This window comes from Streptomyces sp. NBC_01506, assembly GCF_045040295.1.
Lineage (GTDB): Bacteria > Actinomycetota > Actinomycetes > Streptomycetales > Streptomycetaceae > Streptomyces.
This window is the reverse complement of record NZ_CP109422.1, coordinates 6957941-6972833: the sequence shown is the minus strand read 5'-3', so window position 1 is coordinate 6972833 and position 14893 is coordinate 6957941. Positions and strand designations below refer to the sequence as shown.

Below are 14893 nucleotides of genomic sequence, written 5' to 3'. Positions count from 1 at the left end.
GGTATGACCAACAAAGCGACCAAGGCGCGATGCGGGCGGCGGCAGCGGCAGCGACCGGGCCCGGCCTCGGGCTTCGCCATGCTGCCGTGGCTGCTGCTGGGACTGGGCTCGCTCTCCAATCTCGTCCGGGGCGAGACTCCCAACCCCTGGCTCGGCGGCGCCGGTCTGTTCGTCTTCAACTCCCTTTACATCTATGTGGTGTTCCGCGCCTTCCACCCGGTGGCCCGGCGCAGCCGGAGCACCGGGTGGGCGCTCGCCGGGATGGCCGTGCTGACGTTCGGTCTCGGCGCCGCCTACGGCGGCAGTTGGCTGCTGTTCTTCCCGCTGTTCGGACTGGCCTGCGGCACCGTGCTGCGCGGCCGGGCCCTCGCCCTGGTCGGCGCTCCGCTGACGGCGGCGGTCGCGGTGATCGCCGCCGTCCACGACGGCTGGGGCGCGGTGGCGGTCGCGTACGGCACCGCCATCTCGATGCTGGTGACGGCGGCGATCCTCGCCCTGTCCGAGACGGTCGTACAGCTCCGCGCCACCCGGCAGGAGCTGGCGCGCTCGGCGGTCGAGGAGGAACGGCTGCGCTTCTCGCGCGACCTGCACGATCTGCTCGGCCACACCCTGTCGGTGATCGTGGTGAAGTCGGAGGCGGCGCGCAGGCTCGCGCCGCGCGACATGGACGCGGCGCTCGGGCAGATCACCGACATCGAGTCTGTCGGCCGGCAGGCGCTGACCGAGATCCGCGAGGCCGTCACCGGCTACCGCGACACCAGCCTCTCGAACGAACTGGACCGGGCGCGCTCGGCGCTGACCGCCGCCGGGATCGAGCCGGTCGTACGGCAGTCGGGGCCGCCGCCGGGGCCGCGTGCGGAGGCGCTGCTCGGCTGGGTCGTACGCGAGTGCGTCACCAACGCCGTACGGCACAGCGGGGCGAACCGGTGCGAGATCACGGTGGACGGCGCGCCGGAGCGGATCCGGCTCGTGATCGCGGACGACGGTCGCGGCGTACGCTCTGGACCGGCCGACGAGGTGGGCACCTACTTCGCGGGCACCGGCCTCACGGGACTCACCGAGCGGCTGGCCGTGGCGGGCGGTTCACTCGAAGCGGGCCCGGTGGGCTCGGCGGGACGCGGCTTCCGGGTGACGGCCGTACTCCCGGTGGCCACGGAAACGGAGCCGCAAACGGAGCCGGAAACGGAAACGGAAACGGAGCGAACCGCATGATCAGAGTCCTTCTCGCCGAGGACCAGAACATGATGCGCGGCGCCCTCGCGCTGCTGCTCGGCATGGAGCGGGACATCGACGTGGTCGCCCAGGTGTCCACCGGTGACACCATCGTGTCGACCGCCCTCACCGCGCGCCCCGACGTGGCGCTGCTCGACATCGAACTCCCCGGCCGCAGCGGTCTGGACGCCGCCGCCGACCTGCGCGACGAGGTCCCCGACTGCCGGGTGCTGATCCTCACCACCTTCGGCAGGCCGGGCTATCTGCGCCGCGCCATGGAGGCGGGGGCCGCCGGGTTCCTGGTGAAGGACGGGCCGGTGGAGGAGTTGGCCGAGGCGATCCGGCGGGTGCTCGCGGGCGAGACCGTGGTCGATCCGGCGCTGGCAGCCGCCGCGCTGAGCGCGGGTCCGAGCCCGCTGACCGCCCGCGAGCGGGACGCGTTGAACGCCTCCGTGGACGGGGCGACCGTCGCCGACATGGCGGCGAAGCTGAGCCTGTCCGAGTCGACCGTACGGAACTATCTCTCGTCCGCGATCGGCAAGACCGGCACCCGTAACCGCATGGAGGCGGTGCGGGCGGCCCGTCAGCAGGGCTGGCTCTGAAGCCCGTACCCCGCGCCGCCGTTACGTCTGCGAGTCGCGCGGCAGCCAGAAGAACATCAGCACCGCCGCCACGAGCAGCAGCCCCGCCCCGGTCCGGAAGGCCAGCGCGTACCCCTCGGTGAGCGCCGCCGGACCGCTCCCGTGGGACGTACGCGCCGCCGCGACCGTCGACAGGACCGCGAGGCCGATGGCCCCGCCCATGGTCCGTGAGGTGTTGACGAGGCCGGAGACCAGACCGTCCTCGCCGGGTGCCGCGCTCGCCGTCGCGAGGGCGGCGAGCGGTGTGATGGTCAGTCCGGCGCCGACCATCATCAGGATGCCGGGGCCCAGGATCGTCCGCAGGAAGGTGCCGTCGGCGGTCATCATCGACTGCCAGCCGAATCCCGCGGCGCCCACGAGGGCGCCGAGGACCACGACATGCCGGGCGCCGACGCGTCGCATCAGCACGGGCGCCAGCTTGGAGCCGATGACCACGGCCAGCGAACTCGGTATGAGCGCGAGGCCCGCTTCGAGGGGCGAGTAGCCGAGGACGTTCTGCGCGTAGACGGTCATGAAGAACCACATCGCGAACGACGCCGAACCGGTCACCACCATCCCGGCGTTGGCCGCCGACACCGCCCGTACGCGGAAGAGTCTCAGCGGCATCAGCGGCAGCTTCGTGCGTGCCTCCACCAGAAGAAAGACCGCGAGCAGCAGCAGTCCGCCGAGCAGTGGCACCAGGGTCGCCGCGGCTGTCCAGCCCGCCTGTTCGGTCTGCACGATGCCGTACGCGACGACGGCGAGGCCGCCGGTGACGAGTACCGCGCCCGGCAGATCCAGCTTGCGCCGCGCCTCCTTCGCCCGGCCCTCCGTCAGCCACAGCACGGCGGCGAGAAGGACCAGCGCCCCGGCGGGCACGTTGATCAGCAGCACCCAGCGCCACGACAGCACGTCGGTCAGGATGCCGCCGACGAGCCCGCCCGCCGCGCCACCGCCCGCGCCGACCGCCGCCCAGGTGGCTATGGCCCGGGTCCGCGCCGGTCCGGCGGGGACGGCGGCGGCCAGGATGGTGAGCGTCGCGGGAGCCAGTACGGCGGCGCCGAGACCCTGCACACCACGGGCGGCGAGCAGTTGCCAGCCCTCCTGCGCGAGACCGCCGGCGAGGGACGCGGCGGTGAAGACACCGAGCCCGGTGAGGAACATCCGCTTGCGGCCGAAGATGTCGGCGGCCCGGCCACCGAGGAGCATGAACCCGGCGAAAGCGATCGTGTAGGCGTTGAGCACCCATTGGAGACCGATGGTGCTGAGACCGAGGTCGGTACGCATCGACGGCAGGGCGACGTTCACCACCGAGACGTCGAGTACGACGAGGAACTGCCCGGCACACGCGGCGAAGATGACGGCCCAGGTGCGGGCCGACCGCGCGGCGTCGGCGCGCCCGAAGGCGGGTTCGCGGCTGGTTTCCGCTTCGGTTTCCGCTTCGGTTTCTGCTTCGGTGACTGCCGGGACGTGGGACATGGCGGTAATGGTCGCAGCCGTACCCCTGTCCGTACATCGGGATATCGATGTACGGGGCACCAGCCACCGGACCTAGGACGTATCGCGAACCCACGGCCGATCCGGCGCGCGCTCCCGGAATACCGGGGCCACCCCAAAGCGTTTACCCTCAGCGCGGCCCACCGCCCTGCCCACCCTTCCCCTGCCCGGAGGCTCCACCTATGCCACAAGCGACACCCGACCAGTACGCCCGATCCGGATCCGGCCCCCTCCCCGGGGCCGTTTCGCGTAAGCGGCAAACGGGCGGCGTCGTCCCGGTGCTCGCGTTCGCCGGTATCACCGTCGCCGTCATGCAGACCCTGCTCGTCCCGATCATCAAGGACCTGCCGGCGCTGCTGCGTACCTCGCCCGACAACGCGACGTGGGTCATCACGGCCACGCTCCTCGCCGGTGCGGTGTCCACGCCGATCATGGGCCGGCTCGGCGATCTGTACGGCAAGCGCCGGATGTTGCTCGCGAGTCTGGCCGTCATGGTCGTCGGCTCGCTGGTCTGCGCGTTCACCGACAATCTGACGGTGATGATCGCCGGTCGCGCCCTCCAGGGCTTCGCGATGGGCGCGATCCCCCTGGGCATCGGCATCATGCGCGACGAGCTGCCCCGCGAGAAGCTCGGCTCGGCGATGGCGCTGATGAGTTCGTCCATCGGGGTCGGCGGCGGACTCGCCCTGCCCGGCGCCGCGTTGGTCGCCCAGCACGCCGACTGGCACACCCTGTTCTTCGGCTCCGCCGGGCTCGGCGTGCTGTCGATGGTGCTGACGGTCCTGATGGTGCCGGAGAGTTCGGTACGTGCGGGCGGCCGGTTCGACTGGTTCGGCGCGCTCGGACTCTCCACCGGCCTCGTCGCCCTGCTGCTGCCGATCACCAAGGGCAGCACCTGGGGCTGGACGTCGCCCATGACGCTCACTCTCTTCGGGGTGGCCGTCGTCGTCCTCGGGCTGTGGGGCTGGATGGAGCTGCGCCTCAAGGCCCCGCTGGTCGACCTGCGTACGAGCGCGCGCCGCGAGGTGCTGCTCACCAACCTCGTCTCGATGATGGTCGGCGTCGCGTTCTACGCGGTGTCGCTGATCCTGCCGCAACTGCTCCAGCTCCCCACCTCGACCGGTTACGGCCTCGGTCAGTCGATGGTCGTCGCGGGTCTGTGCGTCGCCCCGCTGGGTCTGACGATGATGCTCGTCGCTCCCGTCTACGCCCGGATATCCGCGCGGCGCGGCCCCAAGGTCTCGCTGATCATCGGCATGGCGGTCATCGCGGTCGGTTACGGCGCCGGGCTGTTCATGATGAGCGCCGCCTGGCAGACCGTCGTCATGTCGATGGTCCTCGGCGCGGGCATCGGGCTGGCGTACTCCTCGCTGCCCGCCCTGATCGTCGGAGCCGTGGACCCGACGGAGACCGGTGCGGCCAACGGGCTGAACACACTGGCCCGTTCGATCGGTACGTCGGTGTCCAGCGCCGTCATCGGCATGGTGCTGGCGCGTACGGCGATCGGTACGGGTCCCACGGCGGTGCCCAGCCTGCACGGCTTCCGCCTGTCGTTCATGATCGCCACCGCCGCCGTGCTCGCCGGACTGGCGCTGGCGGCCTTCCTGCCGGCCCACAAGACCTCGACCCGTACCGAGTTGCGGGCGAGCAGCGAGGACGACGCGCGGTCCACCGCCCTCCCCGCAGCCCTCCCCGGCGCCCTCCCCGCCGTCCGGGGCTTCCGCGGCCGGGTGCTGGACGCCGACGGGGCGCCCGTCACACGGGCGAACGTCACGCTGCTCGACTCCGGCGGCCGTCAGGCGGGCCTCACCACGACGGACGACGAGGGCCGGTACGCGCTCGCGGCCCCGGCCGCCGGCCGGTACGTCCTCGCGGGCTCGGCCACGGGCCACGCCCCGTACGCCCACCCGGCGACGTATCTCGGCGGAGCCCTGTCGGTGGACGTCGATCTGGTGCTGGCCCGCCGGGCGGCGGTCCGGTCGTAGGACGGCGTACGGCAGCATGGCCCCACCGCACACGCGCGGCACGCAGCACGCAGCACGTCGCCCGCAACACGCAGCACGCAGCCCGCAGCACGCAGGAGGAACAAATGACCGCCGGGACCGCCCCGTACGAACCGACCCCGGCTGCCGTCCCCTCCCTCACCCCCACCCCCGACGTCCTCGCCGCCTTCGAGCGCGCCAAGGGCTTCATGCCGACCGGTGAGGGCCTTGCCCTGTACGCCGCCGCCACCGAAGCCGCCGCCCTCGGGCTGCCGCTGCTCGAAGTCGGCACGTACTGCGGCCGTTCCACGCTCCTGCTCGCCGACGCCGCCCGCGCCGCCGGTGTCACCGCGCTCACCGTCGACCACCACCGCGGCAGCGAGGAGCAGCAGCCGGGCTGGGAGTATCACGATCCGACGCTCGTCGACCCCGAGGTCGGCCAACTGGACACGCTGCCGTCCTTCCGCCGCACGCTCCACGCGGCCGGTCTGGAGGACCATGTCGTGGCGGTCGTCGGCCGCTCCCCGCAGGTGGCGGCGCTCTGGGGCGGCCCGCTGGGCCTGGTGTTCATCGACGGCGGCCACACCGACGAGCACGCGAACGCCGACTACGAGGGCTGGGCACCGCATCTCGCCGACGGCGGACTGCTGGTCGTGCACGACGTGTTCCCCGACCCGGCGGACGGCGGCCGGGCCCCGTACCGGGTGTGGCGGCGCGCGCTGGCGTCCGGCGCGTTCGCCGAGGTCTCGGCGTACGACTCGCTGCGCGTCCTGCGACGTACCGGCGCAGGAACCTGACGCTCCGGCCCGCACCAACTAGCATCGCCGGGTGTCGTACGACGAAAGCCACCCCGCCGCCCGCCGCCGGACCTCGCGCCGCACGCTCACCATCGCCCTCGCGGCGCTGGTGCCGGGCGCCTTCGCCGGGTGGCTGATCTGGCAGGCCACCGGTGGGTCCGCCGACGGGGGTCCGGCCGGTCTCCCCGCGCCGGGCGCGAGCACGTCCGCCACCGCCGGCGCGGCCGACCGGCCCGCGTCGTCGGGTCCCGAGCCGAGGCAGTCCGTCTCGAAGTCACCGTCGGCATCGGCGTCGAAGTCCGCGCCGGACGACGACGCCGCTCCGGGGGACGCGCGGCCCGCTCCCGGTGACGGGCCGCTCGCGGGACGGATCGTCGTCATCGACCCCGGGCACAACCCGGGCAACTTCAAACACACCGCCGAGATCAACAAGCTGGTGGACATCGGAACCAATCGCAAGGAATGCGACACCACGGGCACCGCCGGCAACTCCGGTTACACCGAGGCCGAATTCACCGCCGATGTTTCACAGCGTCTGCGCACTCTCCTGCGTAAAGAGGGAGCGACGGTGAAACTCACCCATGAGAACGACCGCCCATGGGGACCGTGTGTGGACGAACGCGCGGAAATCGGCAACAAGGCCGGAGCCGATGCCGTGATCTCCATCCACGCGGACGGTTCGGCCGCAGGCAACCGCGGCTTCCATGTCATCCTCCCCGCCCTGGTGAAGTCGGGCGGTGCCGACACCTCGAAGATCGTGGCTCCCTCGCGCGATCTCGGCGAACGCGTCGCGGGCAAATTCGTACGCGCGACCGGAAGCGCTCCGTCCAATTATCTCGGCGGGGGCACGGGACTTGATGTGCGTGACGATCTCGGCGGGCTCAATCTCTCGACCGTGCCGAAGGTGTTCATCGAGTGCGGCAACATGCGTGACACGAAGGACATCGCCCTGCTGACGAGCGCCGAGTGGCGGCAGAAGGCGGCGCAGGGAATGGCGGACGGCATCAGCAGTTTCCTGAACCGATAGCCACACGCGGCAGGGGAACCCTCTGCGAACAGCCGCGAATGGCAACGGAATCACAACGAAAACACCGCGATCCATTCTTCGTCGCGCACTCCCGCAACCGTTGGGGGTCCGGTCGTGGTCCCCTCATCAGGCGGCCCGCAACCAAGGAGACGCCCGGCTCGGGCAGACGATAGATTTATCCGTACGATAGGGAGCCGCCCCCGAGCTTCGCACTTCGCGCCGTCGCCCTCCGCGCCGGTGGCGACCGCCCCGACGAGACGATCTACGAAGGACTTTTCACGTGAACATCCGCTCCCTCACACGAGGCGATGGCGTGGTGATCGGAGCAGCGGTGGTGCTGTTCATCGCCTCGTTCCTCGGCCTGTCCAGCATCGACTGCCCGTCAGGGGTGGACTGTTCGGGCTTCGACAGCCCGAACGCCTGGGACGTGCTCGGCCTGGTGATGAGCATGTTCATCACCGGCATCATCGGCGCCGGGCTGATCGCCGTCGGCCGGGGCATGCCGGGCCGCAAGGTGGTCGGCCTCGACATCGGCCAGTTCGGTGTCGCCCTGACCGTCTTCGCGCTGTGGACCGCGTTCTGGACCATCATCGACGCGGACAACGTGGGCGCCGGCATGATTCTCGGCCTGCTCTCCACCATCGTGCTCGCCGCGGGCGCTCTCGCCACCCCGCTCGTTCCCGCGCTCAAGGCGCCCCTCGTCGGCGCCCCGAAGCCGCAGGTCGCGTCGCCGTACGGCCAGCCGGGCCAGCCCGGCCAGGGTTACGGCTACCCGGGCGCCCAGCAGCCGCCGTACGGTGGCGGCCAGCCGGGCCAGCCCCAGCCGGGGGCGTACGGCGGTGTCCAGCCCGGTCAGCCGGGTCAGCCCGGTCCGGGTCAGCCCTCGCAGGGCGGGCAGCCGGGGGCGCCGGGTGCGAAGCAGGACGGCGCGCCCGCCGGGAACTTCGAGCCGTTCTGGTTCGCCGTGCCGGTGGCCCGTCCCCTGTTCGGCGAGGACGGCTCGCCGTCCCCGATCGCCGAACTCGCTCCGGGTACTTGGTACTTGGCCGTCGAGCAGCGCGGTCCGGGCCTGATCGCCCAGACGCAGGACGGCCGTCGCGGTCTGCTCCAGGACACGTCGGGCATCCAGCGAGGCTGAGCGGCGCGCACGGACACCAGCACGGAGATCAACAGCGGCCCCTCGCCCTTCCCGGGCGGGGGGCCGCTGACGTGCACCGGACCCAGCGGGTGGGGTCGTCGGGGTTTCACCCGCCCGGAAGCGGCAACACGGACGTCATGGCCTCACGTCAACGCAGTGGAAGCAGCGCAGCAGCCACGGTCCTCATCGTGATCGCGGATGTCATGGCCTTCATCCTGGGCCTGTGGATCGTGATGTACCTGCTGGACGCCAACCGCGCCAACGACCTGGTGAACTTCGTCCAGGACACGGCACGCTGGCTCGCCGGCTGGTCCTACGACCTGTTCACCTTCGACAAAGCATGGGCGCGGGTGGTGTCCGGCTACGGTCTGGCGGCCGTGGTGTACCTGTTCATCGGCCATGGACTGGCCGGCCGACTGCGCCGTATCTGACGCACCGTCATCAGTCGGCGTCAGCAGTCGTCTCAACGACCCGCCTCAGCCGACCCTTTCGCAGCAGTCCGGCTCAAGTCCGGACGGCAGCCGCTCACCGCTGAACACCGCCGTGGTCGCCTCGTCCCCACCGAGCGCGGCCACGGCCAGCAGCAGCGCCGCCGCCGTCCAGCTCGTCAACTCCTCGGGCCAGACGGCCTTCTCGCCCTCGAAGACATAGCCCGTCCAGTACAGCCCGCCGTCCGCGCGCAGGTGCTTGATGGACTGGAGTACGTCCAGCGCCCGGTCCGACTCGCCCACCACCCACAGCGCCAGGGCGAGTTCACAGCTCTCGCCGCCGGTCACCCACGGGTTGGGCAGTACACAGCGCACCCCGAGTTCCGGGACGACGAAGCGGTCCCAGCCCTCCTCGATCCGGGCCTTCGCCTGCGCTCCGGTCATCGCCCCGCCGAGGACCGGGTAGTACCAGTCCATCGAGTAGCGGCTCTTGTCGAGGAACCGTTCGGGGTGCTCGCGGATCGCGTGCGCGAGCGATCCGGTCGCCAACTCCCAGTCGGGCTGGGCCTCTTCGCGTTCCTCGGCGATCGCCAGCGCGCAGCGCAGCGCCTGGTGCACGGACGAACTGCCGGTCAGTAGCGCGTCGTTGACGGCGGTGCCGTCCGCCTCGCGCTTCCAGCCGATCTGCCCGCCGGGCCGCTGGAGTTCCAGGACGAACTCGACGGCGGAGCGCACAACGGGCCACATCCGGTCGAGGAACCCCTCGTCGCCGGTGGCCAGATAGTGGTGCCAGACGCCGACCACGGGATAGGCGCAGAAGTTGGACTCGCGGCTCGGATCGGTGGGCCGGGCCCCCTCGCCGTCCTCGTAGGCGGCGTACCAGGACCCGTCTTCGTTCTGGTGCCGGGCCAGCCACGCGTACGCCCGCGCCGCCGCCTCGTGTTCGCCGGACGCGTCGAGCGCCATGGCGGCCTCGGTGTGGTCCCAGGGGTCGAGGTGGTGGCCGCGAAACCAGGGGATGGCGCCGTCGGGGCGCTGTACGGCGAGGATGCCCGCGACGGTCTCGTCCGCCTGATCCGCCGTCAGGACACCGGGCAGGACGAGGTGTTCGGTGCGGTCGGGGCCGCGACCGGGCAAGGTCACTTGCCCTCCGCGGTCGGCAGATGCGGCTTGGTGGCGTAGGCGACGAAGCTCTTGCCGACGACGGGGTTGAGCAGTTGCTCCGCGAAGCGCGTCGCGAAGGGCTTCTTCATGATGTCCCAGACGAGCAGCTTGTGGTACGCGCGAACGGGCAGCGCCTGGTCGTTGTCCACGCCGAAGGCGCACTTGAGCCACCAGTACGGCGAGTGCAGGGCGTGCGCGTGATGGGTGCCGTACGGCCTGAGCCCGGCCTCCCGTATCCGGGCGAGGAGTTCGTCGGCCTTGTAGATACGGATATGGCCGCCCTCGACCTCGTGATACGCGTCGGAGAGCGTCCAGCAGACCTTCTCGGGGCCGTACCGGGGCACGGTCACGGCGATCCGGCCGCCGGGCCGCAGGACGCGGACCATCTCGGCGAGCACGCCCTTGTCGTCGGGGATGTGCTCCATGACCTCGGAGATGATCACGACGTCGAAGGACTCGTCGGGGAAGGGGAGGTTGAGCGCGTCGCCCTCCATCGCGGTGGCGGTGGCACCGGGTGGCGCCTCACCGGCCTCCTTCATCGCGGCGAACCAGGTGGCGACCTCGCGGATCTCCGCACCGTTCCGGTCGAGGGCCACGACCTGGGCGCCGCGCCGGTAGCACTCGAAGGCGTGCCGGCCGGCGCCGCACCCCAGATCGAGCACCCGGTCGCCGGCGGCGAGCGGGAAACGGGAGAAGTCCACGGTCAGCACGAGTTCCTGCTTTCGCGGTGGGAGGGGCGTCGGGGTGTTCGGGGTGGGTGGGAACGTCGGTCAGAGAGTGGAAGGACGCAGACGGGGAGGCGGACAGGGACGCAGACAGGAACGCGGACAGGGACAGAACCGCGGCCGGGCCGGGGCCCCCATCAGCGGGCCGCCCCCGCGCGGGCGGCGACGGCCGCGCGGTACAGCTCGACGGTGCCCTCGGCGGCCCGCGCCCAGGTGAACCGGCTCAGCACCCGTTCGCGCCCCGCCGCACCCAGCCGCTCGCGCGACTCCCGGTCGCCGAGCAGCCTGTTGAGCGCCCCGGCCAGGGCGTCCGCGTCACCGGGCGGCACGGCCAGACACGTCTCGCCGTCGGCCCCAGCGACCTCGGGGATCGCCCCGCCGGTGGTGGCGACCAGCGGGGTGCCGGTGGCCATGGCCTCGGCGGCGGGCAGCGAGAACCCCTCGTACAGGGACGGCACGCAGGCGATCTGCGCGCCGCGCACGAGGTCGACCAGTTCGGCGTCGGAGATGCCCTTGACGAACTGGACCGCGTCGCCGAGCCCGTACCGCTCGATGGCGCGGTAGACGGGCCCGTCCTCGGCGCGCTTGCCGACGACGACGAGATGGGCGGCGGGATGCTCGGTACGGATCTTGGCCAGTGCCTCGACCAGGTGGACGAGTCCCTTGAGCGGTACGTCGGCGCTGGAGGTGGTGACGATCCGGCCGGGGATCTCGGGTACGGCGGGGTCCGGCGAGAACAGGCCCGTGTCGGCGCCGATGGGGACGACCCGTATCCGCTCGGGCCGTACCCCGAGGTGGTCGGTGATCTCCTGCTTCGAGCTGCCGGAGACGGTGACCACGGCGGGCAGCCTGCGCGCGACGCGCTTCTGCATGCGGGTGAAGCCGTACCAGCGGCGCATGGAGGCGCGGGCGCGCCACCCGTCGGCGGCGTCGATCTCCAGGCGCCGGTCGACGGTGATGGGGTGGTGGATGGTGGTGACGAGGGGGGCGCCGAGGTCGCCCAGGAGCCCGTAACCGAGCGTCTGGTTGTCGTGGACGACGTCGAACTCGCCCCGGCGGGCGGCCAGATGGCGGCGGGCGCGCAGCGAGAAGGTCAGCGGTTCGGGGAAGCCGCCGGTCCACATGGTGGCGACTTCGAGGGCGTCGATCCAGTCGCGGTACTCGCCGCGTTTCGGCGTCCGGAACGGGTCGGGCTGCCGGTAGAGATCGAGACTGCCGAGTTCGGTGAGCGGGACGCCTTCGTCCAGTACGGGGTAGGGCTGGGCGCCGATGACCTCGACGCTGTGCCCGAGGCGGGCCAGCTCGCGGGAGAGGTGCCGTACGTAGACGCCCTGGCCGCCGCAGAAGGGGTTGCCCTTGTAGGTGAGGAGCGCGATGCGCAGCGGCCGGTCCGGCGCGCCGGAGGTGGTGGCGGGCCCCGTGGGGCTACCCGCCTCTACGGCCTCAGCGGTCACTCTCGGCCCTCACTTCTCACTTCACTTTCGGCGGAGCGTAGCCGCTCGCGTCAGTCCGGAACAAGTTCCCGCCGGGTGGGCGGGACGACACCGCGAGCCTCGAATCTACCGGCAGGTAGCGGTACGCGGCGGGGCGGCCCTGGTGATTCGCACCACGACGGGCCGGGGCGCCGCCGGCGGAGTCGGCGAGCGCGCAGGAACGGTGACGAGGCGTCAGATGACCCGGGTGCCCGAGCCCGGCGGCGGCGTCCGGGGCGGCCGAAAAGGGGCCGGTAGAGTGAGTGGGTCGTCATCATGCCCGTACGGGGGGAAGCCGGTGCGAATCCGGCACTGACCCGCAACCGTGAGCCGCCCTCACCGGCGGCGAGTCGGAGCACCCCGGACGCGGTCGTGACCGGCTCGTGCCACCGGAAACCCCCGGTGGCCGGCACCGTCGAGGCATACGGAGCCGGAGCCTGGTGCCTCACCGTGCCTGCCCGGTTCCGCGATCGCACGTCGATCGCACGTCGATCGCACGCTACGCGTTCACGCAGGAGAGGCCACACCCGCCATGACCACCGTTCGCCGCCGCGTGGCACGCGTCGCAGCAGCGTCCGCCGCAGCCACCGCCGTCCTGTGCGTGGCCGCTTTCCCCTCCCCGGCTTCCGCCGCTCCGGCCGGCACCCCGGCCGACACCCCCGCCGTTCCGGCCGCGCCGCCGGTCGAACTCCCCGCCGGGATGTACGGCACCACGGACCCGACCTACGACGGTGTCTGGCGCCAGTCGCTCGCCATGCTGGCGCAGCGCGCCGTGAACGTCATGCCCGCCGACTCCGCCGTGACCTGGCTGCTGGGCCAGCAGTGCGACAGCGGCGCGTTCCCGGCGTACCGGCCCGACACGACGAAGCCGTGCGACGCGACGACGGTCGTGGACACCAACTCCACGGCCGCCGCCGTACAGATACTGGCCGCGCTCACCACCCACCCCGACGCCATGAACAACGGACTGAACTGGCTCACCTCCGTGCAGAACGCGGACGGCGGCTGGGGCTACAGCGCGGGCGCCCCCAGCGACGCCAACTCCACGGGCCTGGTGATAGGAGCACTGGCCGCCGGCGGCGCCCCGGTGGGCACGCGGCTGTCGACGCGGGACAGGTCCCCGTACCAGGCGCTGAACAGCTTCGCGATCCCCTGCGACGCGAAGGAGGGCGGGGGCGCGTTCGCATACCAGCCCGACAAATCCGGCGCCTTGCTTCCCAACGCGGATGCCACGGCCGCCGGTCTGCTCGGCGGGATCGGGAAGCGGATGGTCACGACGGGCGTCGAGCCCGGCCCCGCGCCCGTCTGCCAGGACCTGCACCCGCTCACGCCGGAGCGCGCGGCGCGCAACGGCGCGTCGTATCTGGTGAAGGCGCTCGCCAAAACCGGCCACCTCGACCAGCCGCCCATGCCCGGCGCCGCCGACTCGGCGCCGCTGCCGGACTACGGCAACACGGCGGACGCCGTCGTCGCGCTGACGACCGCCGGATACGGCGAGCAGGCGGCGGCCCCGATGAAGTGGCTGGAGAAGAACGCGGCGGGGTGGGCGAAGGAGAACGGCCCGGCCGCGTACGCCCAGTTGATCTTCGCCGCGCATACGACGAGCACCGACCCGCGTACGTTCGGCGGCACCGACCTGGTGAAGGCCCTGAACGCGACGGGGCCCACACCCAAATGGATCGGGCCCAAGCCGCTGACGACCGACGAGCAGCAGAAGGTGCTCGCGGAGCAGAAGGCGGAGAAGAGCAGCATGTCCGGGAACCTGTGGACGATGGGCATCGGGATGTTCGTGGCGCTCGCGATCTGGGCGCTGTACGTGCTGCGGGCGAGGCGGCGCCGGTCATGAGGCGCGCACGGATACTCGCCGTCCTGCTGGCGTTCACGGGCGCGCTGACGGTGCCGGGTACGGGGACGGCGCAGGCGGCCGGCTACCGCTACTGGTCGTTCTGGGAGGGCGACGGTACGGCGTGGACGTACGCCACCCAGGGCCCGGCGCTCGCCCGCCCGGCGGACGGCACGGTCAACGGTTTCCGCTTCGCGGTCAGCGCGGACAGCCAGGACGCGGCGAAGCCCCGCGAGACACCGGACTTCGCGGCCGTCTGCGGGTCCACGCCCGCGAAGTCCGGCAGCAAGCGGATCGCGGTGGTCGTCGACCCCGGCACACAGGCGGACGCCCCGGACGGCGAGCGGCCACCGGCGCCGCGCGCCGAGTGCGCGCGGGTGGCCCCGGAGGCGACGAGCGCGGACGCCCTGGCGGCGGTGGCGAAGCCGCTGCGCTACAACAGCGACGCGCTGCTGTGCGGAATCACCGGCTACCCGAAGTCGGGCTGCGGCGAACAGATCTCGGTCGACGGCGCCGCGTCCGCGACCCCGTCCACGTCCACGTCCTCGTCCCCGACACCCACCGCGAGCGACGCCGACGAGGCCGGCGGCACCCCGTCCCTCGGCATCCTCGCCGGAGCGGCGGCGGTACTCACCCTGGCGACAGCCGCCACCTGGCAGGCCCGCCGTCGCCGCGCCTGACCCGGCGGCGGGGATCCGGGACGACGACGAGGCGGGCGCGCCCGACAACCCCGACGCCGACCGCCGCACGGGAACACGCCCGACCCCGGGACAGTCCGAGGCCGCACCCGCGCGCGCACCCGGCGGGCCGCATTTGGAGCCCGTCCGGCGATTGAGGACACCGGGCCCACCCGCCGCAACCAACCCAGCCCGTCCGCCGATTGAAGACAAACCGCCCCACCGACCGGACCCGACCCACCCCACCGACGCACCCGCAGGCACACACAACGGCCCACCCATCAAGCCCGCCCGGCGATTGAGGACACCAG

Annotated in this window: 13 protein-coding genes and 1 riboswitch; of the genes, 9 read left to right on the top strand and 4 right to left on the bottom strand. The window is 72.0% G+C overall.

What is annotated here, in order from left to right:
- Positions 1–3 precede the first annotated feature (3 nt).
- Both OG329_RS31345 and OG329_RS31340 read left to right on the top strand, forming a co-directional pair.
- Complete coding sequence (locus OG329_RS31345; RefSeq protein ID WP_405799749.1) at positions 4–1212, top strand: sensor histidine kinase; 1209 nt, start codon at positions 4–6, stop codon at positions 1210–1212.
- Entirely contained in the window at positions 1209–1814 is a 606-nt protein-coding gene (locus OG329_RS31340) for a response regulator (RefSeq protein ID WP_405799748.1), read from the top strand. The genes OG329_RS31345 and OG329_RS31340 overlap by 4 nt, the downstream gene beginning before the upstream one ends.
- 21 nt (positions 1815–1835) lie before the next feature.
- Here OG329_RS31340 and OG329_RS31335 read toward each other — a convergent pair whose 3' ends face one another.
- On the bottom strand, positions 1836–3311 hold the full coding sequence (locus OG329_RS31335; protein ID WP_405799747.1) for an MFS transporter: 1476 nt from the start codon (positions 3309–3311) through the stop codon (positions 1836–1838).
- A gap of 200 nt (positions 3312–3511) precedes the next feature.
- Here OG329_RS31335 and OG329_RS31330 point away from each other — a divergent pair, with 200 nt between their 5' ends.
- The 5 genes from OG329_RS31330 (at position 3512) to OG329_RS31310 (ending at position 8704) form a co-directional block, all read left to right on the top strand.
- The gene (locus tag OG329_RS31330) at positions 3512–5314 is read left to right on the top strand and encodes an MFS transporter (RefSeq protein WP_405799746.1); all 1803 of its coding nucleotides are present in this window, start codon (positions 3512–3514) and stop codon (positions 5312–5314) included.
- A gap of 104 nt (positions 5315–5418) precedes the next feature.
- A complete protein-coding gene (locus OG329_RS31325; protein ID WP_405799745.1) occupies positions 5419–6108 on the top strand; it encodes a class I SAM-dependent methyltransferase in 690 nt (229 codons plus the stop codon).
- A 31-nt stretch (positions 6109–6139) separates the two neighbouring features.
- Positions 6140–7135 carry an N-acetylmuramoyl-L-alanine amidase gene (locus OG329_RS31320; RefSeq protein WP_405799744.1) on the top strand — a complete coding sequence of 332 codons (996 nt, stop codon included), beginning with the start codon at positions 6140–6142 and terminating at the stop codon, positions 7133–7135.
- Between the two features lie 280 nt (positions 7136–7415).
- Positions 7416–8273, top strand: a complete 858-nt coding sequence (locus OG329_RS31315) for a hypothetical protein (RefSeq protein ID WP_405799743.1) — start codon at positions 7416–7418, stop codon at positions 8271–8273.
- 137 nt (positions 8274–8410) lie between these two features.
- A complete protein-coding gene (locus OG329_RS31310) occupies positions 8411–8704 on the top strand; it encodes a hypothetical protein (protein WP_405799742.1) in 294 nt (97 codons plus the stop codon).
- A gap of 45 nt (positions 8705–8749) precedes the next feature.
- On the opposite strand, the gene OG329_RS31305 is transcribed toward OG329_RS31310, so the two are convergent.
- The 3 genes from OG329_RS31305 to OG329_RS31295 form a co-directional block, all read right to left on the bottom strand.
- Positions 8750–9838 carry a prenyltransferase gene (locus OG329_RS31305; protein ID WP_405802117.1) on the bottom strand — a complete coding sequence of 363 codons (1089 nt, stop codon included), beginning with the start codon at positions 9836–9838 and terminating at the stop codon, positions 8750–8752.
- Between the two features lie 2 nt (positions 9839–9840).
- Positions 9841–10575 carry a class I SAM-dependent methyltransferase gene (locus OG329_RS31300; protein ID WP_405799741.1) on the bottom strand — a complete coding sequence of 245 codons (735 nt, stop codon included), beginning with the start codon at positions 10573–10575 and terminating at the stop codon, positions 9841–9843.
- 152 nt (positions 10576–10727) lie between these two features.
- Positions 10728–12044 (bottom strand): glycosyltransferase family 4 protein, encoded by a 1317-nt coding sequence (locus OG329_RS31295; protein WP_405799740.1) that lies wholly within the window; start codon positions 12042–12044, stop codon positions 10728–10730.
- 306 nt (positions 12045–12350) lie between these two features.
- A riboswitch (cobalamin riboswitch) is annotated at positions 12351–12423 on the top strand.
- Positions 12424–12594: 171 nt separating this feature from the next.
- Between OG329_RS31295 and OG329_RS31290 the strand changes: the two genes are divergently transcribed.
- Together OG329_RS31290 and OG329_RS31285 are read left to right on the top strand one after the other, a co-directional pair.
- Positions 12595–13908 carry a prenyltransferase/squalene oxidase repeat-containing protein gene (locus OG329_RS31290; RefSeq protein ID WP_405799739.1) on the top strand — a complete coding sequence of 438 codons (1314 nt, stop codon included), beginning with the start codon at positions 12595–12597 and terminating at the stop codon, positions 13906–13908.
- Entirely contained in the window at positions 13905–14585 is a 681-nt protein-coding gene (locus OG329_RS31285) for an SCO2322 family protein (RefSeq protein ID WP_405799738.1), read from the top strand. The genes OG329_RS31290 and OG329_RS31285 overlap by 4 nt, the downstream gene beginning before the upstream one ends.
- Positions 14586–14893: the final 308 nt, after the last annotated feature.